The sequence below is a fragment of the Pseudactinotalea sp. HY160 genome (genome assembly GCF_009372055.1).
In the GTDB taxonomy this organism is placed as follows: domain Bacteria; phylum Actinomycetota; class Actinomycetes; order Actinomycetales; family Beutenbergiaceae; genus HY158.
The window spans coordinates 149,032-175,181 of record NZ_WHMT01000005.1 but is presented as its reverse complement, the minus strand read 5'-3'; the positions used below and the strand labels follow the sequence as shown (position 1 = coordinate 175,181).

Sequence of the window (26,150 nt, the reverse complement as noted above, 5' to 3'; positions counted from 1 at the left end):
GCCGCTCCGGGTGACACGCCCCATACCCTGGCCGTCCCGGATCGGCGATGCTCAGCTGTTGCCGAAAATTGCCACGGTCCATTACCGGAAAGTTTTCGGGGTCCACCCGACGGGGCAGGCTACGACCCTCCCGCGGACGTCGCGAAGGCGACCTTCGTCGTCCCAAGGCCTGCCGAAGGCCGGGTCATATCGGTCCGGACATGCAGGAGCGCCCGGGACGATCGGTCGATCGACACCCGGGCGCTCGCGCGTTCGGCTCTTCTCGTGCGCGGCTACCGGAAGGCGCGCAGCACTTCGCGTCGCCGGCTTCCCGGCAGCAGGTCGATGTACAGCCTGCCGTCGAGGTGGTCGAGTTCGTGCAGCAGCGCGCGCGCCAGCAGGCCCGTGCCGACGACGGTCACCGGGGCGCCGTCGAGGTCGATGCCCGTGACCTCCACGCGGTCCGGGCGGGTCACCTCGAAACTGTGCCCGGGCACGCTCAGGCAGCCCTCGGGGCCGCTCTGCTCCCCCGTGGCCGAGACGAGCTCCGGGTTGATGAGGTAGCCGAGGTCGCCGTCCACGAGGTAGGAGAAGATCCGCAGGCCCACGCCGATCTGGTTGGCGGCGACCCCGGCTCGGCCGGGCTGGTCGACCGTGTCGAGGAGGTCCCGGACGACGGACCGGGTGCCCGGGGTGATCCCGCGCACCGGATCGCAGGTGGTGCGCAGGATCGGATCCCCGAACGGGCGGATCTCCCTGATCATCCGAAGTCGGCCACGTGCCAGCGATAGCTCGGGGCATCGCCCATGAAGTCGAGGAAGTCGTGATACTCGACGATGGCCGTCTCCGGGGTGAAGGTGGCGAGCATGAGCCCCGAGTAGGACTGGTTCGCCTGCCACTCGCTCGGGAGGGCATCGGCCTCGTCGAGGCACATGATCCCGAGGAACGCGCCGGACTCGCCGGCGGGGTTGCCGGCCTCGTCGAGCATGCTGAATCCCATTCCGGTGAAGAAGTGTCCGGCCGGGTCCATCTGGTCGTTCGTGTTCACCTCGACGTGGAGCAGCGCGTACTCCGAGCCGTCCTCGGGCGGGCTGCACAGGAAGTTGCTCGCGTCGGGGGTCCAGCCGACCTCGATGTCCGTGATCGTCAGCTCGGCGATCTCGGTGCCGACCGAGGTGATCGTGGCGAACTCGCCCGGCTTGAGGTCGACGACGGAACCGGACGCGCCGGGATCGTCCGTGGTCTCCTCCGCCGTGGGCTCCTCGCTCGTCGGCTCCGGCGCGGGGGTCGTCGGGTCGGGGGTCGGCTCCTCGGTCTGCGTCACGGTGGGCGCCGCCGTGGGGCCGGCGGCCGGGCTGTCCGAATCGGACAGCAGGGCGACGATTCCCCACACCACGGCCGCGAGCACGAGCACGAGGATCACGATGATCGTGACGATCAGCCCGGTTCGCTTCTTCCGGGGCTCACCCGGGCCACCCGGACCGGTCGGGCCACCTGCACCCGGGCCTCCGGGCTGACCAGGCTGACCGGGCTGGCCAGGCTGGCCGGGATAGGCGCCGGCGTAGGCCGGGTACTGCTGACCGGGCTGAGCCGGCTGACCAGGTTGGCCAGGTTGGCCGGGCTGACCCTGATAGGGCGACGTGCCCGGATCGTGCTGGGCCGCCGCGTAGCTGAAGCCGGCGCCTTCGCCGCCGTATTGCCCGGCAGGAGGCTGCCCGGGCGCGCCACCGAACTGCTGGGTGGGTTGGTCACCGAATTGCTGCCCGAACTGCTGGGTGGGCTGGTCACCGAACTGCTGGGTGGCCTGGTCACCGAACTGCTGCCCGAACTGCTGGGTCGGGTGCTCACCGAACTGCTGCCCCTGGGACTCCGCGGATCCCTGCCACTGCTGCGCGGGTGCTTCCGGAGCGGGGGTTTGCTGAGCAGGCGCCTCCTGGGCGGGCGGCTGGTGTTCGGGCGCCGACGGGGCGGGGGCACTTGCGCCTGTACCGGGAAACGGAGCTGCCGCTGCGGCGGCGGAGGGTCCAAGATGCTGCGGCGCCGGCGCACTGGGCTCGCGCGGCGCCTCCTGCTGCTCTCCGGCTGGGGCGGAAGCGGCGGCCGCGTCGTGCGGCGCGGAGCCCCCGTTGTCGATCGGCCCGGGAGTCTGAGGAGCGGGAACCGCAGGGGCGGGAGCCTGCGGAGCGGGCACACCGGCCGCGTCGTCGATCCAGAACTGCCACCCTTCGGGGGCGGGCGGCCACGACGGATCGGGCTGCCAACCGGCGGGCGGGGTCCACCCCTCCGGTGGCTGCGGCCAGCCCGGCGCTGGATTGAAACGGTGGGCCATCGATCTACCTCATCTGTGGACACGGCTATAACGGCCCAATCCTAGGGCACAGGCCCAGCCAGGACGCGGCGGGGGCACACTGCTCGATGGGGAGAACTTCCCTGCTCGAATGCACCGGGCGGCGGCCCTTCGAGAACCGATGGCGGCCGGTATCGAACCCGTGCCGGTCTGGCTGAGCCTGGGTAGACACGACGAACTCGGCTGAGACCGTGTCCGGCGCACGGTGCCGCGCCCGCGCGGAGCACCGATGAGCACACACCGACCGGTTCCATCGTGCGTACGTCGCGACGATCAAACGCCGCACGTTGCCTTCCCTGGGCTCCCCCGACTGGATTCGAACCAGTAACCTGCCGATTAACAGTCGGACGCTCTGCCGTTGAGCTACGGGGGATCGCCTGGCCAATAATACATACTCGAGAGGGTGCCCGTGACATCCAGGGGGTGGCACAGATCACGCCCGAATCGGCCTGCTCTGCACACTCGGCATTCTCTCGCAACAGGGCCCGTCCCGGTTTCGCGCAAGGGCCGGCTGCCTCAGAAGGGTGGTTCGTCGGGGTAGCAGCGGGCGTCGTCTTCCTCGGCGGCGCGGTGGGCTGCGCGGGTGGTGTCGGCGCGGTCGCTCAGGCGGGTGTCTCGGCTGTGGACGATGGCGAGGGTGTCGGGGGTGGCCTGGGACCAGTGGGCCCGGTTGGCGCGTTCCCGCTGCGGGGACAGCGGCGCGGGCACGGCGGGCGAGCCGGGGGCGCCGGATGTGCCGGTCGTCGTGCCGGTGGCCGGCTCGATCGCTCCCGTGCCGCCGCGCGTGGCGGCGGTCTCGGCGGTCTCGTGCGTGTCGCGGTGCTCGGCGGGGCCGGCGGGTTCGGTGGTGGCCTGGGTGTCGAGGGTGCCCCAGGGGGTGCGTAGGAGGCGGATGCCGTGGGGGCCGGTCCACAGGTCGGTGCCGGCGTCGAGTTTGGCGTAGGACCAGGCCGCGTGGCGCCCGCGCGAGGCGGAATCGGTGTGGGCGTGGGTCTTGAGGCGGTGATGCGCCCTGCACAGCGGGGCGAGGTTGCACGGGCAGGTCGCGCCCCCGGTCACGACCACGCCGCCGACCTCGCCGCTCCTGCCGGCGTCGGTGGTGTGCCAGGCGTCGATGTGGTCGAGGTCGCAGGCGCGGGCGGTGCGGGTGCACCAGGGGAAGGCGCATCGGTCGGTGGTCAGGATGGCCTGGGTGCGCATCCGTTCGGTCGGGGTGTAGGAATCGGTCGCGAGGGGCTCGTCCAGGTCGAGGACCGGGCGCACGATGATCTCGGGCACGAAACACGACCCGGACCCGCCCTCCCCGGGCAGACCGGTCCCGAGCAGACCGGTCCTGGGCAGACCGGTGCCGGGCAGCACGGTCTCGGGCAGCACGGTGCTGGGCAGTACGGTGCCGGGCCGTCCCGGGGATGCGGGCGCAGCTGTCCCGTTGAGACGCGCACCCTCGGGCACACCCGTCTCCTCAGGGCCGGGTGCGGGTGTGCCCGGTGCCGCGGGCGCGTGTGCGGGCGGCAGGGTGGTGGGGCGGTGGAAGAGGGAGCCGAGTTCGGCGGCGGTGATGACCGCGCCGCGGGGTAGGCCGCGGGCCTCGACCCGGACCGGGACCCGGCGCAGCCGTTCACGATCGAACCCGCCACCCGCAGCCCGCGCGCCGGCACCCGGCACACGCGGATCACCACGATCACCGAAATCGCAACGATCACCCGGATCGCCGGGATCGCCGGGATCACCCGGATCGCCGGGTGGTCGTGGCGGGCTGGTGGTCGGGAGTCCGGCGGGCCAGAGGTCGGCGGCCTGGAGGTGCAGGTACATCAGGATCCGGCCCCGCGGCACGGCCGCACCACCGGTGTCCGGCGCGCCCTGATGACCCGGCGTGCTCGATGGTTCGGATGCGCCGGCCGGGTCGGACGCCTCGGCAGAGTCGGCCCTCCCGAACGGGTCGGGCTCGCCCGGTTGGTCTGGTTGGGCTGGTTGGTCGGGGCCGGTGGGGGTGCAGCCGGGTAGGGGTGTGTGGCCGTAGCGGGCGCGGGCGAGGTCGCCGAGGGCGTAGGCGCGTAGGTCTCCGGCGGGTAGGTTCCAGCCCTGGGCCTGGATCATGCCGGCGAGGTGATCGATGACGTCCTGCAGGATCCGGCCATCGGCCGCGGGTAGGACCGCGTGCATGCGCGAGTCCCCGGTGGCGGTCTCGGCGTGGGTGAAGGTGACATCCCGGGCCGGGCCCTGATCGGCGGCTTGTTCGGCGGCCTCGTACTCGGTGGGCATGTGCCGGATGAGGGATGAGGGCCTCCTTGATCAGCCCATCGAGCTGGGAACGCCCGAAGTTCAACGGCACGAGCGAGAGCTGGGAGTCGACGAACCCGCAGGCCTCGACCGACAGGAACAAGGTCGCCGCCGCGATCTGACGGGCCCGCCAGACCCGGACCCGCCCGGCCAGGGCCCGGGCGAACAGCAGCGGGAGCCGGGTACGTAACTGTTCGGCCTCGAGCAGGAGCCGCTGGGCGGCGTCCAGGCCCATCCCGGCCCCGGCCGCGAACGTGGAGATCGAGTACTCCTCCACCGTCCACAACCCTCGCTGACCCGATCCCACCCCCGGGACCAGATCCGCGGCCGTCAACGGATGCGATGCCGGATCCGTAGCACGATCATCCAGCACACTCGTCACGCCGTCGGGACCATCGCTGCTACTCCGGCTGCTGCGGGTGTTCGTGTTGTTGTTGGCGGCGGCGGTGTGGATCGCGGTGATCTCGCGTTGGCGGGCGTCGTGATCGATCTGGTCCCATTCGGCCTTCTGGGCCAGGGTGGCCTCCACGACCAGCGGGGGCAGATGGGCCAGGGTGTCCTCACCCTCGTCCTCGGCCGCGATCACATACGGATGATGCTCGACCCACATCGCCGCCAACGCGAGCCGCTCGATCATCACCTCGTCCATGACCTCCCGGCCCCGACGCAGCCGGGCGAGCATGGCCGAATCATCGACCACCTCCCGCTCGAACCGCTGAAGTTCCATACCAAACATGGTCTCAGCACCCACCGACATTCCCCCGGGACACCGGGGACATCAGAGAGACCGGCGACATCCGGGGAGATCGGAATACCCAGGGCGTCGGACGGCGGGATGCTGCGCAACGAGCGCAGGACATCGCGCCACCCCGACGACCAGATCCGCCGCAGGATCATGCGGACCGGTTGCGGGCATGGTGCAGAAGGAGAGCTCGACGCCGGAGCATGCCCGGACGGCGGGACGCCCCACCGCGAGGCTCACAGACCGACGATCTCCCAGAGCCGCCGCTCGAGCTGCGCGAGCTGCTCATCGAGCTCCGGGGTGCGGCGGACGTCGCGGGTGGCGCTGATCTGGGAGAACAGCTCACCGTCCGGCTTGCGTCGCACGGAGGCGCGAAGCTGCGCGCGCGAGCCGGGAATCCGTTCGAACTCCACGTAGACGATCGAGGAGTCGACCCGTTCCTTGAACACGCGCGGGAAGTGCTTGGGGGCGTCGTCGAGGGTGGTGAGCGTCGCGCCCGTGGAGTTGTCGACCCACGTGATCTTCAGCGTGTGCTCCTCCTCGTCCCAGTCTCCGCCCGCGACGTCGTACCAGGGCCGGCTCCACGCGAGCCGCCAGCCGTGCTCGTCGGGCGTCACCACGGCGATCGCATCGATCGTCGCGATCGCCCAGTGCTGGTCGAGGAGCTCGACCAGCGCGAGGTGCCTACCCGGGACGAGCGCGGCAACGGCCGCCGGTGCTTTCTTTGCCATGATGCCGAACCTACCCCGCTCGAGACCGGAGGGACGCCCGGCTCGTCGTTCGCGGAACGTTCGAGGCCACGACCGCGCTCGGCGCAACGAGGCGTCGCGGTGCCCCAGGTGGGGCTTGAACCCACGACCGACGGATTATGAGTCCGCTGCTCTGACCGGCTGAGCTACTGGGGCGACGAGCACACTGTACCGGCCGCCCGAGCGGCCCCGGCACACGTGCTCACCTGCGGGGACGCCGCGGCCTCACCCCTGCAGGGAGCGGCGCCGCTCCTCGAGGGCGAGGAGGTCGGCGAAGAGCTGCTGATAGCCCGGGTCGGTGGGCGGGGTGCGCTGCAGGCGCGCCTTGAGGTCGCCGATCTGCCGGTTGAGTCCGAGCCGCACGAGCGCCGTGAGCACGCCACCGGCCCACTCCCCCACGTGCTCGGGCTGGTCCTGCGGCAGGGGCGACACGGCGAGCTCCGTGATGAGCGGGGCGACCGGCCCGGCGCCCTCGAGCACCTGCCCCGCCCACTGCGCCATCGCCTGCTGGGCGGCGCCCGCCCCCGCGCCCGCGACGCTCAGCTGCTCGACGAGCCCGCCGTAGGCGCTCACCCCGCCGGCGGCGCGGATCGCGTCGAGCACGGCCCGGTGGGCGGGCACGGTGAAGGTCTCCGGGGCGAGCTCGTCGAATCCCGCGGCCATGGCATGGTCCGGCAGCTGCAGCACCACCTCGAGCACCTGCCGCTCGAGCCGCACGACCGGATCGTCGAGGCCCGAGGGACCCGCATAGCCGCGCCCCGCGACCGGTCTGGCGACCTCGTGGTCGCCCCCGCCGCCCGCCCGGCCCGCCGACTGCACGGCGCGCCGCACGACGTTCTCGTCCATGCCCAGCTCCCCGGCGAGCACCCGCGCGTACTCGCTGCGCAGCGCCACGTCCCGGATCCGGGCGACGACCGGGGCGCCGGCCCGCAGCGCCGTCACCCGACCCTCGGCCGTCTCGAGATCGACCCGGCTCATGACCGAGGTGATCGCGAACTCGAACAGCGGCGTGCGCGTGGCCACGAGTTCCCGCAGCGCCTCGTCGCCGGCGTGCTGACGCAGGTCGCACGGGTCCATGCCATGGGACTCCACGGACACGAACGTCTGCGCCGCGAAGCGCTGATCCTCCTCGAACGCGCGCAGCGCCGCCTTCTGCCCGGCCTCGTCGCCGTCGAAGGTGAAGATCACCTCTCCACCGAAGCTGCCGCCCGTGGCGAGCATGATCCCGGAGGCGCTCGTGGCGGCGTCGCCGAGGAGTCTCCTCGCCACGCGGATGTGGTCGGCGCCGAACGCCGTGCCGCACGTGGCCACGGCTGTCGGCACCCCGGCCAGATGCATGGCCATGACGTCGGTATACCCCTCGACCACGACGAGCTGTTTGCGCCGGGCGATCTCCCGCTTGGCCACGTCGATCCCGTAGAGCACCTGCGCCTTCTTGTACAGCGGGGTCTCGGGGGTGTTGAGGTACTTCGGCCCGGGGTCGTCGTCGTAGAGGCGCCGCGCCCCGAAGCCGATGACCGAGCCCGTCGTGTCCCGGATCGGCCACATGAGCCGGCCCCGGAACCGGTCGTAGGAGCCCCGGTTCCCCTGGCTGACGAGCCCGCCCGCGAGGAGCTCGGCCTCCGTGAACGTCCGATTGCGCAGGTGTCGGGCGAGGTTGTCCCACCCCTTCGGGGCATATCCCACCCCGAACTGCGCGGCCGCCGCGCGGTCGAAGCCCCGCTCGGCCAGGAACCGGCGTGCGACGGCGGCCTCCGGGCTCACGAGCTGCTCCTCGTAGAAGGCGGCGGCGAGTCCGTGGGCCTCGAGCAGGCGCTGGCGCTTGCCCGGGTCGGGCCCCTTGCGCCCGCCGCTGCCGTCCTCCTCGTAGCGCAGCTGCACGCCGGCCCGGGCCGCGAGATGCTCGACCGCCTCCGCGAAGGCGAGGTGGTCGATCTTCATCACGAAGTCGATCACGTCACCGCCCTCGCCGCAGCCGAAGCAGTGGTAGAGGCCCAGCTGGGGGCGCACGTGGAACGAGGGCGTGCGCTCGTCGTGGAACGGGCACAGCCCCTTCATCGAGCCCACGCCGGCCGACCGCAGGGTCACGTGCGCCCCGACGATCTCCTCGATCCGGGCGCGCTCGCGCACCGCGGTGATGTCCTCCACCCGGATCCGCCCGACCACCGTCTCAGGCCCCCCGGCACATGCTCGCGTGCAGCGCGATCGCGGACAGGTCGGTGAGCGAGGCGACCTGATCGATGACCACCCGAAGGCGAGTGGCGTCGTCGTCCGCCTCGAGCCAGTCGAGGCGGAACGGCTCCTCGAGTGCGGTCTCGGCACGCTCGGAGAACACCTCGACGAGATCCGAGAGCATGCTGCGCTGGCGCTGATACACCGGCTCGAGCTCGCGCGGGGCCATGACATACGTCGCCGCGAGCCCCTTGAGCACCACGATCTCGGCCTCGATCTCGGGCGGCACCACGAGGTCGGCGGCGTAGCGCACGAGCGGCCCCTGCCCGAACCGCTCGCGGGTGGCATCCGCCGCCTCCCGGGAGAACCGCCCGATGAGCTGGCTCGTCATGTCCTTGAGGGTGGCGAGCGAGCGGCGCGAGCCGTCGTAGGAGCGCACCCAGTTCGGGTGCTCGCGCAGCCGATTCGTGGCGCCCACGAGGTCGGAGTCCGACAGGTCCGGGTCGTACCAGTCGCGCACGTGGTCGAGCACCCGGTCGACCTCGGCCGGATCGCGCAGCACTCCCGGGTGCAGCCGGCCGCCCACGATCGCATCCTCGACGTCGTGCACCGAATAGGAGATGTCGTCGGCCAGGTCCATCACCTGCGCCTCGAGGCAGCGCACCTTCGCCGGGGCGCCGGCCCGCAGCCACTCGTACACCGGCAGGTCGTCGGCGTAGACCCCGAACTTCGCGGTCACCGTGCCGTCGTGGCCGACGGGCCCCTCCCCGGTCCCCCAGGGGTACTTCGTGGCCGCGTCGAGGCTCGCCCGCGTGAGGTTGAGGCCGCAGGAGCCGCCGTCCGGCGCGAAGGTCTTCGGCTCGAGCCGCGTGAGCAGCCGCAGGGTCTGGGCGTTCCCCTCGAAGCCGCCGATGGTCATCGCGAGCAGGTCGAGCGCGCCCTCGCCGTTGTGGCCGAACGGGGGATGCCCGAGGTCGTGGGACAGGCACGCCGTGTCGACCACGTCCGGGTCGCAGCCGAGCGACTTGCCCAGCTCCCGACCGACCTGGGCCACCTCGAGGGAATGCGTGAGCCGGGTGCGCACGAAGTCGTCCGTGCCGGGACCGAGCACCTGGGTCTTCGCCCCGAGGCGCCGCAACGCGCTCGAATGCACCACCCGCGCCCGGTCACGTTGGAATGCGGTGCGGTGGGTGTGCTTGGGGGGCTCGGTCAGCCACCGCTGCTCGTCGGCGGCGGCGTAATGGTCGGACACGTCCGCAGGATAGTCGTTTCCCGCCGGCCCCGCCGATCCGATCCACAGGCTCACCCTCGCACCCGCCCGTCAGCGCCCATCACGGTAGATCCCGCCCTTGTTCATCGTGCCGCCGAACAGGTCCGGCACTCCGACGAGGGTGTACCCCTCCTCGCGCAGCCCGGTGATGATGTCGGCGACCGCGTCTACGGTCGGCTCGTGGATGTCGTGCATGAGAATGATGCTCCCGCGGCGCGCGTCCGTCAGCGCCGCGGCGACGGTCTTCTTCGTGTCCCGGGTCTTCCAGTCGAGGGTGTCCACGTCCCACAGCACGGTCGCATCGCCCGCGGCGGCGATCCGGTCCCGCGCCGAGTCGGACAGGCTCCCGTACGGCGGGCGCAGCAGCACCGGCCGGGGTGCCCCGGCCGTCGCGATCTCGTCAGCGGCCGTGGCGATCTGCCGGTCGATCTCCCGCGGCTCGAGCGTCGCCAGGTCCGGGTGTCCCCAGGTGTGATTACCGACGACGTGGCCCTCCTCGGCCATGCGCCTCACCAGTTCGGGTCGCTTGCGTGTCTGCTCGCCGAGCAGGAAGAAGGTGGCCGGGGCGTCATGCTCGGCGAGGATGTCGAGCAGGCGGCCCGTGTGCGGGCCCGGCCCGTCGTCGAACGTCAGGGCGACGCACGAGGCGCTCGAGCAGTCGACGCGCACCGGGAAGGTGAGCCGGTCCGGTCCCGCGGGCCTCCCCGGCGGTGGCGGCGGCGCCGGGATGCCCGCGAATCCGGTGCCGGCGACCGCCGCGGCCAGGATCGAGTTCCCCGCCTCGGTCAGGTAGTCGGCGGCCGGCTCGGCCTCGAGGAGCAGGGCGCGGTCGCCGTCGAGCGGCAGCACGAGTCCCTCCGGCCGCAGCTGCGCCGCGGCCATGGCCACCCGGGCCAGAACGCGTGCCTCGGCGGCGGACGGATGCGGCCGATCGCCGAACTCCGGCTGGTTGGCCGCCGTCCGGACGAGGGCGGCGACACGCTCGGCCGCCGTGCCGGTGAACAGGTCCCCGGGCGCCGACCAGGCGCCGCCGGAGGTGACGTCGGCGTAGACGCTCTGGTGGGTCGTCTCCCCCGGCTCCGGCGTGACGGTCGAGGTCAGGTCGACCCCGAGGTACGGGCCCGCCCGCAGGATCGGCGACCAGCCGAGTTCGAGGTGGGCGGCGTCGTCCGCACCCGCGCCCGCACCGTCCGCACCGCCGGAGAACGCCGCGATCCGGCCGGCGACCCACTCCTCCGCGACCGGCAGGAGCGAGTCGGGCTTGACGGGGTACTCCCCCGTGCGGGCCTCGAGATCCCCGGCGGCGCCGACGGGGTTGGTCTCCATGTTCGCCACGTCGTCCGGATCGCCCGGCGTGTGCACAGCGGTGATCGTGACGCCGGCGGGCAGCTCCTTCGCGCGCCCCGCCGCGAGGGCCCGGGCGAGCGGCTCCTGGCTGCCGAGGAACACGACCGCGGCGGCGAGGAGGAGCACGAGCACCGTCGTGAGGATCATCGGCAGCACCGCCCCGGAGCGGTGCCGGTGCGCGTTCGATTCCCGTGTCGTTGCCATGTCGTGCTCCCTCTCGTTCCCCTCGTTCCCACATGAGTGCGCTGCCGGCGCCGGCGTGAGCCCCCATGAGTGCGCTGCCGGTCCCCGCTCAGCCGCCCGAGATGCTCAGTTCCGCCTGGTGCAGCTTCGCCCCGAGCCGGGCGTCGATCCCGCGGGAGTCGAGCCATCCCTCCGGCAGCACGGGCACCTTCGGTGTGCCGGCGCGGCCGCGCGGCCCCTCGGCACCCTCCCCCGGATATCCCTGGTCGAGGTCGAGCGCGGCGAGGCGCTCGTCGAGCTCCGCGAGGGTGTCGACGAGGCCGAGGTCGCGGCGCACCTGCCCGCCCACCTCGTAGCCCTTGAGGTACCAGGACATGTGCTTGCGCATCTCCCGCAGCGCCCGCGACTCCTGCCCCATGTGCTCGATCATGAGCACCGCGTGCGCCCGGATGGCCTCGGTCACGGCCCGCAGGCCGGGCCGGGCCCGCTCGCCGCTCGAGTGGAAGGCGGCGACGAGGTCGGTGAACAGCCACGGCCGGCCCTGGCAGCCCCGGCCCACGACGATCCCGTCGCAGCCGGTCTGCTCCACGAGCCGCATCGCGTCCTCGGCCGACCAGATGTCGCCGTTGCCGAGCACCGGGATCTCGGTCACGGCCTCCTTGAGGGCGGCGATCGCGTCCCAGTGGGCGGTGCCGGAATAGTGCTGGGCCGCGGTGCGCCCGTGCAGCGCCACGGCGGCGACGCCCGCGTCCTGGACCCGCAGGCCCGCGTCGCGGTAGGTCAGGTGGTCGGGGTCGATGCCCATGCGCATCTTGACGGTGACCGGCACGTCGTAGGGGCGCGCGGCCGCGACCGCCCCGGAGACGATCGCGGTGAACAGGTCCTGCTTCCACGGCAACGCCGCCCCGCCGCCGTTGCGGGTCACCTTCGGCACGGGACACCCGAAGTTCAGGTCGATGTGGTCGCAGCGGTCCTCGGATACGAGCAGCTCGACGGCCGCCCGCACCGTGGCCGGATCCACTCCGTAGAGCTGCACGCTGCGCACGTGCCCGGACTCGGTCACGGCCGCCTCCGCCGGATCGACCGAGATGATCCGCATCGACTCCGGGGTGCGCTCGACCAGCGCGCGGGAGGTGACCATCTCCGAGACGAACAGGCCGACCGGCGCGTCCGTGGCGGCCGCCGGGGAACCGGCCGGCAGGCCCGCGGCGGCGGCGCGCCTGCACAGGGTGCGAAACGGCGCGTTCGTGACCCCGGCCATCGGTGCGAGCACGACCGGGGTGCCCAGGGAGAGGGGTCCATACGTCAGCTGCGGCACGCCGACATTCTCCCACCGGCCGCCGCCGTCCCCGGCGCGACGGGCCTGGTGCGGATGCGTCGATTCGGTCACAGCGGCCCCGAACGGCGGGGCGGAACGGACGACTACTCGGCCGAATGCGGGCCCGGTCCGTGCGCAGCGTCCGAGCGATCCAGTTGATCCAGGTGATCCAGGTGGTTGTGGGATGGAGGACGACGGTACGCGGCCTCGGGTTGCTCGCGTCGGGCCGGGCGCAGCTCGCCCGGCGTCACGGACCGGGGCGCCGGCGTCCGCGGCTCCTGCGGCGGCGCGGGCCGGGTGGGCCGGGTGGGCTGGGCGGGCTGGGGGTCGCCCGAGTCGACCCGTTGGAACGCGGCCCGGCGGTCCTCGACCGGCGCGACCGGAATGAGACCGTCCGCGGGCACGGTGGGCCCTGCGGTCACGGTGGCATCGGCATCGGCATCGGCACTGTCGTCATCGGCGTCATCGGCGTCATCGGCCGGCGGGCGGACGAGGCGCCCGAGCCCGAGGACGACTCCGGCCGTGACCGGGGCGGCGAGGGCCGCGCCCACGATCGCGGTGAAGACGAGCACGAGGCCGAGCTCGAGGTCGGCGGTGAACTGCATTCCTCCGGGGACACCGGTGAGTCGGCGGGCCAGCGCCGGGCCGACGAGGAAGCCTCCTCCGAGGAGCCCGGCGAGGACGAGCGCCCGCTGCAGCGACGGCGCACTGGCCCGCACGAGGCGCAGCAGCCCGAGCTGCTCGCCGGGGCGGGCACGGGAGGCCAGGCGCACCTGCTCGGGCACGATGACGCTCAGCGCGGCCACGCCGGCGAGCACGGCCGCGGGCTGGTAGAGGCCGTCGGGAGTCTCCGTGCCGCCGAAATAGTAGTAGAACGCGGTGCTGCTACTCGTGATGCCGGTGCTCAGGTGCGCATAGTCGACCGCGAACCAGCCGGTCGCCGCGACCACGGCGGCACCGGCGAGGAGCGCCCACGCCGTGACGCCCGCGCGCCGGCCCACCCCATACGCGGCCACGGCGATGGCCAGGACGATCGCGGCGACCGTGCAGGCGAGGGCCCACAGCGGCCACTCGGCGCTGAGCAGGTTCGGAATGAGGAAGAACCAGCCGAGCGCGCCGGCCGCCGCCACGACCAGGAGCGCCCGGGCCCCCCGCCAGAGACCGCAGGCGAGCACCGCGGCGGCGGCCACGACCGCGAGCACGCGCAGCTGCCGGGAGCGGTCGACGTCCTGTATCCAGTAGTGCGCCTCGACCAGAGGATCCCCGACCCCCTCGGTCCAGCTCTCGCTCATCGTGGACATGACGACCACCGGCGTGCCGGCCTCGAGGCCCTCCATCGCCACCAGGTCGCCGGCGTCGGCACGCACAACCTCGCCGTCCGGCAGGCGGATCGGCACCGAGCCCGTGTACGGATCGAGGTCGTCGGTCAGGGTGGCCCGCAGCGTCTGCGTCTGCCAGCCGACGTCGAACTCGCCCACCTGATCGTGCCGCTCGGACAGCGCGCCGGCGCCCGGCCACAGCGCGAGGAGCCCGGCCACCGTGGCGAGCACCAGCGGCAGCAGGAGCAGTGCGGCGAGCGCCCGCCCGGGGATGCCCGGGCGGGCGGGCACGGCAGGGGTCACATCGACGGTCACGACTCGGTCACTCCGTTTGACAATGATTCTCACCTACGTTGAGAATGGTTCCCATGTTCATCACCGTGCGGCACCGCAGGCGTGGGCCGGCGATCCGCACGGTCGGCGGCCTCGCGGCCGTGGCACTGCTCGCCGGCTGCGGCGTCACCGTTCAGACTACTGCCGGCTTCGCCGCGGACTCGCCCTCGACGCTGCGGGTGGCCACCTCGCTCTACCCGCTCGAGTTCCTCGCCGCCGAGGTCGGGGGCGGCCGCGTCGAGGTCGTCAACCTCACCCCGGCCGGCGCCGAGCCCCACGACCTCGAGCTCGCCCCGACCGACGTGCTCACCCTCGGGCAGGCCGACCTCGTACTCGCCCTGCCCGGGTTCCAGCCCGCGATCGACGACGCCCTCACCCACCTCGGCGCCGACGCAGCCGTGGGGACCACCCCGGCCGTGCTCGACGTGACCGGCCCGGCGCGGCTGCTCGGGCTCGATCAGGAGGATGAGCACGAGCACGGCCACGACGACGGGCACGACCACGGCATGGCGGGCGCCGATCCGCACTTCTGGCTCGACCCGCTCCGGCTCGCCGGCGTGGCCGGCGCCGTCGCGGACGCCCTGGCCGGCCTCGACCCGGCGGGCACGGCCGACTACGAGCGCAACGCCGCCGCCCTGACCACCCGCCTCACCGCGCTCGACGCGCAGTACACGGCCGGGCTGGCCGAATGCGAGCGGCGCACCATCGTCACCTCGCATCAATCGTTCGGCTACCTGGGCGAGCGATACGACCTGACGGAGGTGAGCGTCTCCGGACTCGACCCCGAGGGGGAGCCCGCCCCGGTCCGTATCCATGAGATCGCCACGGCCGTCGCCGGCACGGGCGCCACCACCGTGTTCACCGAGCCCCTCACTCCCCCGAAGGCCGCCCGCGTGCTCGGCGCGGAGCTCGGGATCTCGGTCGCGCTGCTCGACCCGATCGAGACCCGACCCGACGGCGGATACCTCGCCGCGGCCCACCGAAACCTGTCCGCACTGCGCACCGCCCTGGGATGCTCATGAACCGACCGACCATCCACACCCGCGACCTGCGGGTCGACCTCGACGGGAGCCCCGTGCTGCGCGGGGTGGACCTGACCGTGCGCTCCGGCGAGTCCGTCGCGATCATGGGCGAGAACGGCTCGGGCAAGTCGACCCTGCTGCGGACCCTGCTCGGGCTCGTGCCCGCGAGCGGCGGGCACGCGGAGATCTTCGGTGCCGCCGTCACCTCGCCGCGCGCGCTCCCCTGGTCCCGGATCGGCTACGTGCCCCAGCGGCTCGCACCGGTGGGCGGCATGCCCACGACCGCCCTCGAGGTCGTGCGCACCGGCCTGCTCGTGCGTCCCCGGCTCCGCCTGCCCCGGCACGCGACCGCCCGCGCCCGGTCCGCACTGTCCGCCGTCGGCCTCGATCACCGCGCCGATCAGCCGGTCGCGCACATGTCCGGCGGGCAGCAGCAACGCGTCGCGATCGCCCGGGCGCTCGTGCGCGCACCCGATCTGCTCATCCTCGACGAGCCCGCCACCGGCGTGGACCAGCGCCGACAGGCCGAGCTCGCCCGGATCCTCGCCGACCTGCGCGGGCGCGGCCACTCCATGCTGCTCGTGCTGCACGACCTCGGCCACTTCGCCCCGCTCCTCGACCGGGCCCTGATCCTCGAGGGCGGCCGGGTGGCGCGGGAGGAACTGCTCGGACACCTCGGCGGCGCGGCCGCCGCCGATCCGCACTGCGCGGACGGCGAGGACGACCCGGGCGAGGTCGGCGTGCTCGCCACCGCCCCGAACGAATTGGGGTGGTGAGATGCTCGATCAGCTCGGCCTCATGCTCGCCTCCCCCATGTTGCAGCGCTCCCTGCTCGTGGCCTTCGTCGTGGGCCTGTCGGCGCCCGTCATCGGCACCTTCCTCGTGCAGCGCCGGCTCTCGCTCCTGGGCGACGGGGTGGGCCACGTCGCCCTCACCGGGGTGGCGCTCGGCTGGCTCGTGGGCGCCGCCGTCGGGGCCACGGAGGCCGACGCGTACGCGATCCCCGGCGCGATCGTCGTCTCGATCGCCGGCTCGGTGCTCATCGAGATCGTGCGGGTGCGCGGGCGCACCTCCGGCGACACCGCCCTCGCCCTGCTGTTCTACGGCGGCATCGCCGGCGGGGTGGTCGTCATGGGCCTGGCCGGGGGCACGAACGCCAACCTCATGGCCTACCTGTTCGGCTCCCTCTCGACCGTGACCCCGGGGGACGTCGTCCAGACGCTGCTCATGGCAGCGCTCATCCTCGGGGTCGGGCTGTGGCTGCGCACGGCGCTGTTCGCCGTGAGCCACGACGAGGAGTTCGCGCGGGCGTCCGGGCTGCCGGTCGCGACCCTGAACATCCTGGTCGCGGTCATGGCCGCCGTCACGGTGACCGTGTCGATGCGCGTGGTCGGGCTGCTGCTCGTGTCGGCCCTCATGATCGTGCCCGTCGCGATCGCCCAGCTCCTCACCCGGTCCTTCCGCACGACGATGCATGTGGCGATGGGGATCGGGGCCGCGGTGTGCGTGGCCGGTCTCCTCGTCACCTTCTTCGTGCGGCTCGCCCCCGGGGCCGTGATCGTGGCCCTGGCGATCCTCGTGTATGCCGCACTCGCCCTCGCCCGGCCGCTGCTGCGGCGCCGACACGGCCGCCGCGCCGGCGCACCCGAGCCCGCCCTCGAACGGAGCACCGCATGAGAATGACCCCGCAACGGGCCGCCATCGACGACCTCCTCGACGGCACCGACGACTTCCGCACCGCCCAACAACTGCACGGCATGCTCGCCTCCGCCGGCTCGACGATCGGGCTGGCGACCGTCTACCGCACCCTCACCGCGCTCGCCGAGGCCGGGCGGGTCGACGTGCTGCGCAACGACGAGGGCGAGGCGCTCTTCCGCCGCTGCCTGCGGGCCGAGCACCACCACCATCTCGTGTGCCGCGACTGCGGCCGCACCGTCGAGATCGCCGCCGACGTGGTCGAACGCTGGGCCTCGACGATCGCCCGCGAGAACGGGTTCATAGAGATCGATCACACGGCGGAGATCTTCGGCACCTGTTCGCGGTGTGCCGCCGCCCGATACGCTGGTGCCCAGCATGCCTGACTTCCTCGCCCAGATGCCGTACTGGATCGCCGTGACCCTGCTGGTCGTCGGCGCGATGCTGCGTGGGCAGCTCATGTACTGGATCGGCTACGGCGTGACCCACCAGGCGATCAAGGGCGCCCGGCGCCACCCGTCCGCCTCCGCGCGCCGGGGGCCGATCCGGCGCACCGTGGCGTGGCTCGACGACGGCGGCGCCGACCCCGGCGTGCGGGCCCTGCGGCGCTGGGGGCTGGTCATGGTCCCGTTCAGCTACGTGACCGTCGGCTTCCAGTCGATGGTCCAGGCCGGGGCCGGGATCCTGCGGATCACCTGGTGGAAGTACGTGCTCGCCCAGATCCCCGGCGCCATCGTGTGGGGCCTGTTCTACGCGACCGTGGGTTTCGCCGCCTGGGAACTCGCGCTGAGCACGGCGATCCGCTCGCCGCTGGGGATCGCGGCCGTCGCGGCCCTCGTCGCGGTGATCATCGTGACCGTCCGGGTCGCCCGCCGCGGCGGGTCCGGCACCGGTAGCGCCGAGCGGGGTGATCGCTCCGAGCATGCGCCGGCGATCCCCGAGGAGCCCAGCCACCGGACCTCGTGAGCTCCCGGGTGCGGGCTCAGGCGGTCGGGTCGATCCGGTCCACGGCGGTCCCGAACCGCCGATTGCGCCGGGCGTACTCCTCGGCGGCGGCCCACAGGTCGCGCCGGTCCACGTCGGGCCAGGGCTTGTCGAGGAAGACCATCTCCGCGTAGGCGGCCTGCCAGATGAGGAAGTTCGAGGCGCGCCGCTCGCCGCCGGTGCGCAGGAGCAGGTCGACGTCCGGCAGGTCCGGTTCGTCGAGGTAGCGGGCGATCGTGCGCTCGGTGATCCGGGCCGGATCCACGCGCCCGGCCACGGCGTCGCGGGCGAGGTCGCGGGCGGCGTCGGCAATCTCGGCACGGCCCCCGTAGTTGACGCACATGGTGAGCGTGCACGTGGAGTTGCCGCGGGTGAGCCGCTCGGCCTCCTCGAGCTCGGCCACGACGCTGCGCCACAGCCGCGGACTGCGCCCGGCCCAGCGCACCCGCACGCCCCAGTCGTTCATGACGTCCCGGCGGCGGCGCAGCACGTCCCGGTTGAAGCCCATGAGGTAGCGGACCTCGGCCGGGGACCGCTTCCAGTTCTCCGTCGAGAAGGCGTAGGCGCTCACGTGGGTGATGCCGAGCTCGATCGCCCCGGCGACGACGTCGAGGAGCACCGCCTCCCCGGCGGCGTGCCCCTCGGTGCGCGGCAGGCCCCGGGCGTTGGCCCACCGGCCGTTGCCGTCCATGATGACCGCGACGTGCGCCGGCACCGTGGGCAACGCGGGCGGGCGCGCCCCGCTGGGATGGGGCGGGGGCGCGATCGCCATCACGCCCGCTCCACGTGCTGGAGCGACCGCAGTCGGCGCTCGAGGTGCCACTGCACGAACACGGCCACGAGCCCGGAGGCCTCGCGCCGGCTGCGCTCGGCGCTCTCCTGCGCCACCGACCAGTCCCCGCTGAGCAGCGCCGCGAGCAGGTCGACCGTGGCCGGATCGGGGGCCGCCGAGCCCGGTGGCCGGCAGCCGCCGCACACCATCCCGCCCAGGGCGGGCGCGAACGCCCGGTGCGGCCCGTCCGCGCCGCACCGGGCGCAGTCGGCAAAGCTCGCGGCCCAGCCCGCGACCGCGAGGGCCCGCAGCAGGTAGGAGTCGAGGATGAGGGTGGCGGCGTGGCGTTCGTCGGCGAGGGCCCGCAGCGCGCCGGCGAGCAGCAGGTACTGCTGCGGGGCCGGCTCCCGTTCGACCTCCGTCAGCCGTTCGGCGGTCTCCACCATGGCCGTCGCCGTCGTGTAGAGGGAGTAGTCCGCGCCGATCCGCCGGCCGTGCGGGGCGAGGGTGTCGACCTGGGTCACGATGTCGAGACTGCGGCCCGCGTACAGCTGCAGGTCGACCACCGAGAACGGCTCGAGGCGGGCGCCGAACCGGGAGGACGTGCGCCGCACGCCCTTGGCCACGGCACGCACCTGCCCGTGGTCGCGGGTGAGGAACGTGATGATCCGGTCGGCCTCACCGAGCTTATGCGACCTGATCACCACGGCCTCGTCCCGGTAGAGCTTCACCGCGTCATTCTCCCACCTCGATCCCCGGCCCGCCGCCAGGACGGGCCGGGGTGTCCGGGAACGGCGGGGAAGATGCCCCGGGCGCTGCACCGGAACGTCTCCCCACCCGAGGACCGGCCGGAGTGCCCGAGGCCGGCGGGGAAGAAACCCCGGGCGCCGCACCGGAAAGTCTCCCCACCCGAGGACCGGGCGGAGTGCCCGAGGCCGGCGGGGAAGAAACCCCGGACGCTGCACCGGAAAGTCTCCCCACCCGAGGGCCGGCCGGGGTGCCCGAGGCCGGCGGGGAGCATACCCCGGGCGCTGCACCGGAAAGTCTCCCCACCCGAGGGCGGGCCGGGGTGGATCAGCGCAGCGCCCGGTTGACGGCCGAGATGATCGCCTTGAGGGAGGCGGTCGTGATCGACGGGTCGATCCCCACCCCCCAGATCACCCGGTCGCCGACCTCGCACTCGACGTAGGCCACGGCGCTCGCGTCGTCTCCCTCCGAGAGGGCGTGCTCGGCGTAGTCGAGCACCTTGACGGGCACCCCGCTCTCCCCGAGCACCTCGACGAACGCGGCCACGGGCCCGTTCCCCGCGCCGGTGAGCACGCGCTCGACCCCGGCGTCGGTCAGGGTGACGGTCAGCTGGTCGTCCCCGCCGTCGCCGGCCGAGGTGACCTGCGTGGCACCGAGGGCGAACCTGCCCCACGGGGTGAGCCCGTTCTCGGCCGTCGCCGGCAGGTACTCGTCGGAGAACAGCTGCCACAGCGTCTCCGCGGTCGCCTCCCCGCCGTCCGTCTCGTTGTGCGCCTGCACCTCGCGCGCGAACTCGATCTGCAGCCGGCGCGGCAGGTCGAGCTGCCGGCTGCTCGCCAGCAGGTAGGCCACCCCGCCCTTCCCGGACTGGGAGTTGACGCGGATGACGGCCTCGTAGCTACGGCCCACGTCCGCCGGGTCCACGGGCAGGTACGGCATGTTCCACACGACCGCGGCGTCGTCGCCGCCGGCGGCCTGGACCTGCTGCCTGCGCAGGTCGAAGCCCTTCTTGATGGCGTCCTGGTGCGAGCCGGAGAACGCGGTGTACACGAGGTCCCCGCCGTAGGGGTGGCGCGGGTGCACGTCCATGCGGGTGCAGTGCTCGACCGTGCGGCGGATGTCGTCGATGTCGGAGAAGTCGATGCCCGGGTCCACGCCCTGGGAGTACAGGTTCATCCCAAGGGTGATCAGGTCGACGTTGCCGGTGCGCTCCCCCTGACCGAACAGGCATCCCTCGACCCGGTCGGCCCCGGCCAGCACCGCCAGCTCGGCCGCCGCCACGGCGCTGCCCCGGTCGTTGTGCGGGTGCACCGAGAGCGAGATGTGCCTCCGCCGGCTCAGCTGCCGGCTCATCCACTCGATCTGGTCGGCGTACACGTTCGGCGTGATCCGCTCGACCGTGGCCGGCAGGTTGAGAATGATCTCCCGCCCCTCCTCCGGGCCCCACACGTCCATGACCCGCTCGATGATCTCGAGCGCGAAGTCCAGCTCCGTGTCGATGAAGATCTCCGGCGAGTACTCGTAGCCGAACTCGGTGTCGTCGCCGAGGATCTTCTCCGCGTAGTCCATGACGTGCTGCGTGCCGCGAGTGGCCAGTTCGATCGTGGCGGCCTTGTCGTTGCGGAAGACGACCTCGCGGAAGATCGGGGCGGTCGCGTTGTACATGTGCACGCTCGCCCGGTGGGCCCCCTCGAGCGAGGCGACGGTGCGCTCGATCAGATCCTCGCGCGCCTGGGTCAGCACCGAGATCGTCACATCCTCCGGGATCGCGCCCGAGTCGATGATCGAGCGCACGAAGTCGAAGTCAGTCTGCGAGGCGGCCGGGAAGCCGACCTCGATCTCGGTGTACCCCATCCGCACGAGCAGGTCGAACATCGTGCGCTTCCGCGCGGGGTCCATCGGCTCGATCAGCGCCTGGTTACCGTCGCGCAGGTCCGTGCTGAGCCAGCGGGGCGGGGCGGTGATGCGCTTGTCGGGCCAGGTGCGGTCCGGCAGGTCGACGCGGATGGACTCGTGGAACGGCCGGTACTTCGTCACCGGCATGGGCGTGGATCTCGACATGGTCGTCAGCTTCCTTCGGATGATCGGGTGGCTTCGAGGCCGGCACCACGAGACTCCGCGACGAGGGGTCGGCCGCTATCGGGCCCCGCCGCGGCACAGAAGGAGGAGATCACATCCGAAACGCATGGCCTCAGCATAGCGCGCCCGTGGCCGCCTGCCGCACCGGTCCCGACCGGTCCCGTTGAGGCTCTCCCGATCACGGACGGCGCCCGCGCGCCGTCCGTGGACCCCGCGCCCGCCGTAGCCGCGCCCGCCGGCGGTGGGCCCGCAGCGACCGCAGCGAGATCGCGGCCCGGAACCGGCGCCGCAGCGTCCGGGCCCGGCGCAGCGATCCGCGCGTCTGGGTCACCTCCTCCCAGAAGGCGAGGATCTCCCGTTCGGCGGGCTCCTCCGGCGCGAACACCCCGGCGTCCGCGCGCTGGGCGAGCAGCGTCGTCGACACGCCGAACTCCCGGGCGAGCACGGCCGAGGCCTCGGAGCGGGTGAGCCCGGGCGGGGCGACCAGGCCGAGGTCGAGTGCCTGGTCGGAGAGCTCGAGCCAGCCGCCCGCGAGCCGGTTCGAGGCCGTGCCGCGGGTGCGGCGGTGCCGTCGCCGGCGGTCCTTGAGGGCGAGGATGATCGCGATGGGCGCGAGGAGTACGAGCAGCGGCAGGCCGAGCAGGGCGCTGTAGCGCACCCAGGCGGGCCGATCCTCCTCGTCGTCGGTCTCCTCGGAGTCCGGGTCGATCTCGTCGCGTTCCTGCGGGGGCACCTCGGCCTCGGGCTGCGGCGGGTCGGGCGGCTGGATCACCTGCGGTTGCGGGCGGTCCTGCGGCTCGGGATCCTGGGTCTGAGGCTTCTGGTCCTCCGGCGGGGTCGGATAGAACGGCAGCCAGCCGGCACCCTCGAACGCCACCTCGACCCAGGCGGTCACGTCCTCACCGGTCACCGCGGTCTCGCCCGGGGGCAGGTGGAAGCCCATGACCACGCGGGCCGGGAGGCCGAGGGCGCGCACCATGAGCGCCATGAGCGCCGCGTACTGCTCCTCGTCGCCGATGATCGCCTCCGGGTCCTCGATCATCGTGGCGAGGCGGCCCGCGCCGTGACCCGGGCGGGAGGGCTGCTCGCCCACGAGCCCGTCGGAGAAATAGCCGTAGGAGGCGAGCGACTGCGCGAGGGCCTCGACCCGCTGGTAGTCCCCGGAGGCCCCCTCGGCGTACTTCTTCGCGAGGTCGGCGACCGACTCGGGCACCTGCACCGGCTCGGGCAGCGAGAGGCTCTCTGCCTGCAGCCCGGCCCGGTCCACGTCGGCCGGGGTGTCCGCGACCGTGAAGTGCACATCGGCCGAGTCGCCGCCCTGGAGCCCGGCCGTGACCAGGCCGGTGGCGCTCACCCGGTTGTAGTAGAAGCTGCGCGTGAGGTCCTTGGCGCGCGTGCCCCCGAAGGTGACCTCGACCGAGCCGCCGATGCCGGGCACCCACACGTCGTGGTAGTCCTCGACCTCGATCCGCAGCTCCGGGGTGCGCTCGACCGGATCGGAGGTGATCCGCTCGCCGGTGCGGCTGAACGCGCCCGTGGCGACCGTGGACACCTCGGCGATGTTCCAGACCCGGCCGTCGTAGTAGTCCATCGCGGCCAGGCGCAGCGCGATCCCGCCCTCGGGGTGCTCCCCGAGGGTGCCGGCGAGGTCGGGGATCTCGCCGTCGATGCGGAAGAGCACGTCGTCTGCGCGGGCGTCCACGTACTTGCGGAACGAGGCGAGGGGGGAGGCGAAGTCGCGCGGGTCGGGCGGCGGCTCGATCTGGTCGCGGAGCACGTAGCGCACGTTCTCGGGCTGAAGCACGAGATTGGCGGCCGTGCCGCCGATGACCACGAGGCCCGCGACGATCGGCAGCGCGATGACCCGGCGGGTCTCGAGCCGCCCGGCCCGGTGGGCCACCCAGAACATCGCCAGCAGGATCCCGCCGACGCCCAGGAGCAGCGGGCCCACGCTCTCGCGCGTGCCGAACAGGATCGAGGCGGTGCACACGAGTACGGGAAGCAGCAGCGCCGTCCAGAATCGGGCGGTGCGCAGCGCGAGCACGAGCGCGAGCATCGATCCGAGGAGCGCGAGCAGGAACGGCAGGAGCAGCAGCACCCCGGCTCCCCCGAGCGGGGGCGCGATCGTGAGCACCTGCTTCCACACGGTCACGAAGCCGACGCCCATGAGCTGCCAGGTCTCGGGCGTGGGCACGATCCCGCCGATGGCGGTGGTCGGGGCGGCCACGGCGCCGAGGGCGAAGATCGCCACGAGGGTCGCGGCGATCACGCTGATCGTGGGCCAGCGGCGCGCGGCGCCGACGACCCCGATCGTGACGCCGGCGAGCAGGCCCACCCCGCAGGCGATGAAGAACGAGGCGGACTGGTAGGCGTCGGCGAGCGGGGCGAGCGCGAGGGCGGTCATCGCCGTGAGCACCGCGATGTCGATCCCGCGGTCGCGGGTGAGCCACGTGAGCACGGGCTGGGGGGCGGCGGGGGCGGTCGAACTCCGGCGCCGGCCCCGGGCCGAGCGGCGGGAATCGGGCGCCCTCATGCGGCCGACCGCCGTTCCACCTTGCGGAACCCGGCCGGGAGGTCGGAGAGGGAGCCGAGGGTGAGCACGGTCATGACACCGAGGCGGCGGATGCTCGTGGTCGCGCCGAGCTCGGCGCGGATGACGACGCCGCTGACCCCGACGGGCAGGACGGCGCCGGCAGCGCGGATGTCGCGGGCACTCGTCGCGGCTCCGACGGCGAGCACGGCGATCGTCGCATGGGGGGCCTCCTGGCTGATGGCGCGGGCGAGTTCGACGATGTGCCGGGTGCGCCCGCTCATCTCGATCCGGGTGAGTCCGTCGAGGAAGGGGCGCACACCCACGGTGCTCACGTGCTCCTCGCTCGTCAGGGTGGTGACGTCCTTCTCGCCGGCGAAGGCGTGCAGCCCGAGCGAGCCGATCGCGCTGATCGACAGCTCGAGCTCGTCGCCGGTCTCGTAGTCGCGCCGATCCGTGGAGACGGCGAGCACGAGGTGGGTGCGGCGGGTGGACTCGAATTGGCGCACCATGAGCGTTCCGGTGCGCGCGGAGGAGCGCCAGTGCACGTAGCGCCGGTCGTCGCCGGGCACGTACTCGCGCAGGGCGTGGAAGGCGAGGTCGGCGTTGGTCAGGTCCTTGGTGGCCTGCCCCTCGAGGTCGTGGAGGAACCCGGCGGCGGAGCCGTGCATGCGCACGGTGGCCGGGTGCACGAGCAGTTCCTGCGGCTCGGTCCACACGACGGAGCGCCGCACGAGCCCGATCGGGTCGCCGCGCACGGAGGAGACCGGTCCGACCACGATGACGCCGCGCCGCTGGGTCGGGATCGTGAACAGCTCGCTGTGGGTCGCCCCGCCGGCGAGGGTGGGCAGGGAGAAGCTCGCGGCCCCCGCCCCCACGGGCAGTTCGACGCGGGCCGGCAGCACGGGCCGATCGGAGGTGTTCGTGATGTCGAGGGCCCCCATGGCGCGCTCGCCCACGACGATCCGGCCGGAATGGAGCCGCAGGCCGACCTCGTAGGGGTGGCGCCCGATCGCGAAGGCCGCGGCGCCGACCATGAGGAGCACGAGCGCGGCGCCCATGATCGTCGGCTCGATCCAGCCGAGGATCCGGCCGGCGACGAGCAGGGCGATCCCCGCGAGCAGGCTCACCCAGCCGGCCCGACTCACCCACCGCACCGCGGGCGCGGTGCGGCGCACGCTGCTCATGAGGGTGGTGACGACGTGCGTGAGGGATCGGGTCGTGTCCGCTTGCGTATTCATGTGGTCGTCGCGCGCCGCTCTCAGTTGGCCGTGCGCTGGGCCGGCGGCGTCACCGTGGCGAGGATGCGGTCGAGGGCCGCGGCCGTCGTGGCGCCGTCGAACTCGGCCTCCGCGTCGAGCACCATCCGGTGGGCGAGCACGGGCTGGGAGAGGGCCTTGATGTCGTCGGGGATCACGTAGTGGCGGCCGTGGGCGGCGGCCCAGGTCTTGCCGCTGCGGACGAGGGCGAGGGCCCCACGGACCGAGGCGCCGAGGGCGATCTCCGGCGTGGAGCGGGTGGCCTCGACGAGCCGGGTGACGTACTCGAGCACGGCCTCGTCCACGTAGACGCCGTTGGCGAGGGTCGCCATCTCCACGACGGCCCCGGCGGTGATGACCGGTTCGAGCACGGCGGAGCGGTCGCGCACCGAGGAGCCGGCGAGGATGCCCATCGTGGCGTCCCGGTCGGGGTAGCCGAGCGAGGTGCGCATGAGGAACCGGTCGAGCTGGGCCTCCGGCAGCCGGTACGTGCCGGCCTGCTCGATCGGGTTCTGGGTGGCGAGCACGATGAACGGCTGCTCCACGTCGTGGGCGACCCCGTCGACGGTCACCCGGCCCTCCTCCATCACCTCGAGCAGCGCCGACTGGGTCTTGGGCGAGGCGCGGTTGATCTCGTCGGCGAGCACGACCGAGGCGAAGATCGGGCCCCGGTGGAACGTGAACTGCCGGCTGTCCTGGTCGAAGATCGTCACGCCCGTGACGTCGCTCGGGAGCAGGTCGGGGGTGAATTGGATCCGGCTGTGGCTCGCCTGCACCGTGGCGGAGAGCGCCCGCGCGAGCGAGGTCTTGCCGGTGCCCGGGTAGTCCTCGAGCAGCAGGTGACCGCGGGAGAGCAGGCACGTGAACGCGAGCCGGATCACCTCGTTCTTCCCGAGCACCGCCTGCTCCACGTTCGCGACGAGACGCGAGAAGGTGTCGGAGAACCAGAGGGCCTGGTCCGGGGTCATGACCTCGTCGGCGGTCACGGTCATGGGGATCCTTTCGATGCGGGGCTGTGGCGGT

The 26,150-nt window shown here is 72.9% G+C and carries 21 protein-coding genes and 2 tRNA genes; 6 read left to right on the top strand and 17 right to left on the bottom strand.

Annotated elements, in window-relative coordinates; genetic code table 11:
- Positions 1-272 precede the first annotated feature (272 nt).
- The 4 genes from GCG21_RS07185 to GCG21_RS07170 all read right to left on the bottom strand — a co-directional run bounded on the left by GCG21_RS07185 (position 273) and on the right by GCG21_RS07170 (position 4,588).
- A complete protein-coding gene (locus GCG21_RS07185; protein ID WP_152818615.1) occupies positions 273-743 on the bottom strand; it encodes a peptide deformylase in 471 nt (156 codons plus the stop codon).
- The gene (locus GCG21_RS07180) at positions 740-2,308 is read right to left on the bottom strand and encodes a hypothetical protein (RefSeq protein WP_152818613.1); all 1,569 of its coding nucleotides are present in this window, start codon (positions 2,306-2,308) and stop codon (positions 740-742) included. The genes GCG21_RS07185 and GCG21_RS07180 overlap by 4 nt, the downstream gene beginning before the upstream one ends.
- Before the next feature lie 319 nt (positions 2,309-2,627).
- Positions 2,628-2,699: transfer RNA gene (locus tag GCG21_RS07175), tRNA-Asn, on the bottom strand.
- A 143-nt stretch (positions 2,700-2,842) separates the two neighbouring features.
- The gene (locus GCG21_RS07170; protein WP_152818611.1) at positions 2,843-4,588 is read right to left on the bottom strand and encodes an HNH endonuclease signature motif containing protein; all 1,746 of its coding nucleotides are present in this window, start codon (positions 4,586-4,588) and stop codon (positions 2,843-2,845) included.
- Positions 4,589-4,602: 14 nt separating this feature from the next.
- Here GCG21_RS07170 and GCG21_RS16990 point away from each other — a divergent pair, with 14 nt between their 5' ends.
- A complete protein-coding gene (locus GCG21_RS16990) occupies positions 4,603-4,728 on the top strand; it encodes a hypothetical protein (RefSeq protein WP_255471597.1) in 126 nt (41 codons plus the stop codon).
- A gap of 856 nt (positions 4,729-5,584) precedes the next feature.
- Here the strand turns inward: GCG21_RS16990 and GCG21_RS07165 are convergent.
- The 7 genes from GCG21_RS07165 to GCG21_RS07135 form a co-directional block, all read right to left on the bottom strand.
- Positions 5,585-6,079 carry a hypothetical protein gene (locus GCG21_RS07165; protein ID WP_152818609.1) on the bottom strand — a complete coding sequence of 165 codons (495 nt, stop codon included), beginning with the start codon at positions 6,077-6,079 and terminating at the stop codon, positions 5,585-5,587.
- A 100-nt stretch (positions 6,080-6,179) separates the two neighbouring features.
- Positions 6,180-6,253: transfer RNA gene (locus tag GCG21_RS07160), tRNA-Ile, on the bottom strand.
- Positions 6,254-6,322: 69 nt separating this feature from the next.
- A complete protein-coding gene (dnaG, locus tag GCG21_RS07155) occupies positions 6,323-8,263 on the bottom strand; it encodes a DNA primase (protein WP_370517369.1) in 1,941 nt (646 codons plus the stop codon).
- Between the two features lie 4 nt (positions 8,264-8,267).
- Positions 8,268-9,521 carry a deoxyguanosinetriphosphate triphosphohydrolase gene (locus GCG21_RS07150; protein ID WP_370517368.1) on the bottom strand — a complete coding sequence of 418 codons (1,254 nt, stop codon included), beginning with the start codon at positions 9,519-9,521 and terminating at the stop codon, positions 8,268-8,270.
- Between the two features lie 69 nt (positions 9,522-9,590).
- Positions 9,591-11,090, bottom strand: coding sequence for a polysaccharide deacetylase family protein (locus tag GCG21_RS07145; RefSeq protein ID WP_152818607.1), 1,500 nt, complete (start codon positions 11,088-11,090; stop codon positions 9,591-9,593).
- A gap of 88 nt (positions 11,091-11,178) precedes the next feature.
- Entirely contained in the window at positions 11,179-12,387 is a 1,209-nt protein-coding gene (gene dusB, locus GCG21_RS07140) for a tRNA dihydrouridine synthase DusB (RefSeq protein ID WP_255475307.1), read from the bottom strand.
- 104 nt (positions 12,388-12,491) lie between these two features.
- A complete protein-coding gene (locus tag GCG21_RS07135) occupies positions 12,492-14,021 on the bottom strand; it encodes a YibE/F family protein (protein WP_152818605.1) in 1,530 nt (509 codons plus the stop codon).
- A 53-nt stretch (positions 14,022-14,074) separates the two neighbouring features.
- On the opposite strand from GCG21_RS07135, the gene GCG21_RS07130 reads away from it, so the two are divergent.
- From GCG21_RS07130 to GCG21_RS07110, 5 genes are read left to right on the top strand one after another with little or no spacing between them, the layout of a single operon-like run.
- Complete coding sequence (locus tag GCG21_RS07130; RefSeq protein ID WP_194164982.1) at positions 14,075-15,061, top strand: metal ABC transporter substrate-binding protein; 987 nt, start codon at positions 14,075-14,077, stop codon at positions 15,059-15,061.
- Positions 15,058-15,837, top strand: coding sequence for a metal ABC transporter ATP-binding protein (locus GCG21_RS07125; RefSeq protein WP_194164981.1), 780 nt, complete (start codon positions 15,058-15,060; stop codon positions 15,835-15,837). Before GCG21_RS07130 ends, GCG21_RS07125 begins: the two co-directional genes overlap by 4 nt.
- 1 nt (position 15,838) lies before the next feature.
- Positions 15,839-16,738, top strand: a complete 900-nt coding sequence (locus GCG21_RS07120; protein ID WP_152818599.1) for a metal ABC transporter permease — start codon at positions 15,839-15,841, stop codon at positions 16,736-16,738.
- Complete coding sequence (locus GCG21_RS07115; protein WP_152818597.1) at positions 16,735-17,142, top strand: Fur family transcriptional regulator; 408 nt, start codon at positions 16,735-16,737, stop codon at positions 17,140-17,142. The genes GCG21_RS07120 and GCG21_RS07115 overlap by 4 nt, the downstream gene beginning before the upstream one ends.
- Positions 17,135-17,722, top strand: a complete 588-nt coding sequence (locus GCG21_RS07110) for a DedA family protein (RefSeq protein WP_152818595.1) — start codon at positions 17,135-17,137, stop codon at positions 17,720-17,722. Before GCG21_RS07115 ends, GCG21_RS07110 begins: the two co-directional genes overlap by 8 nt.
- Before the next feature lie 16 nt (positions 17,723-17,738).
- Here GCG21_RS07110 and GCG21_RS07105 read toward each other — a convergent pair whose 3' ends face one another.
- The 6 genes from GCG21_RS07105 to GCG21_RS07080 form a co-directional block, all read right to left on the bottom strand.
- The gene (locus GCG21_RS07105) at positions 17,739-18,512 is read right to left on the bottom strand and encodes an isoprenyl transferase (RefSeq protein WP_152818593.1); all 774 of its coding nucleotides are present in this window, start codon (positions 18,510-18,512) and stop codon (positions 17,739-17,741) included.
- The gene (gene recO / locus GCG21_RS07100; protein WP_370517367.1) at positions 18,512-19,243 is read right to left on the bottom strand and encodes a DNA repair protein RecO; all 732 of its coding nucleotides are present in this window, start codon (positions 19,241-19,243) and stop codon (positions 18,512-18,514) included. Before recO ends, GCG21_RS07105 begins: the two co-directional genes overlap by 1 nt.
- 343 nt (positions 19,244-19,586) lie before the next feature.
- A complete protein-coding gene (gene leuA / locus GCG21_RS07095; protein WP_227993465.1) occupies positions 19,587-21,320 on the bottom strand; it encodes a 2-isopropylmalate synthase in 1,734 nt (577 codons plus the stop codon).
- Between the two features lie 196 nt (positions 21,321-21,516).
- Entirely contained in the window at positions 21,517-23,871 is a 2,355-nt protein-coding gene (locus GCG21_RS07090) for a transglutaminase family protein (RefSeq protein ID WP_152818592.1), read from the bottom strand.
- Positions 23,868-25,109, bottom strand: coding sequence for a DUF58 domain-containing protein (locus tag GCG21_RS07085; protein WP_152818591.1), 1,242 nt, complete (start codon positions 25,107-25,109; stop codon positions 23,868-23,870). Before GCG21_RS07085 ends, GCG21_RS07090 begins: the two co-directional genes overlap by 4 nt.
- Positions 25,110-25,129: 20 nt before the next feature.
- Entirely contained in the window at positions 25,130-26,119 is a 990-nt protein-coding gene (locus GCG21_RS07080) for a MoxR family ATPase (RefSeq protein WP_227993462.1), read from the bottom strand.
- Positions 26,120-26,150: the final 31 nt, after the last annotated feature.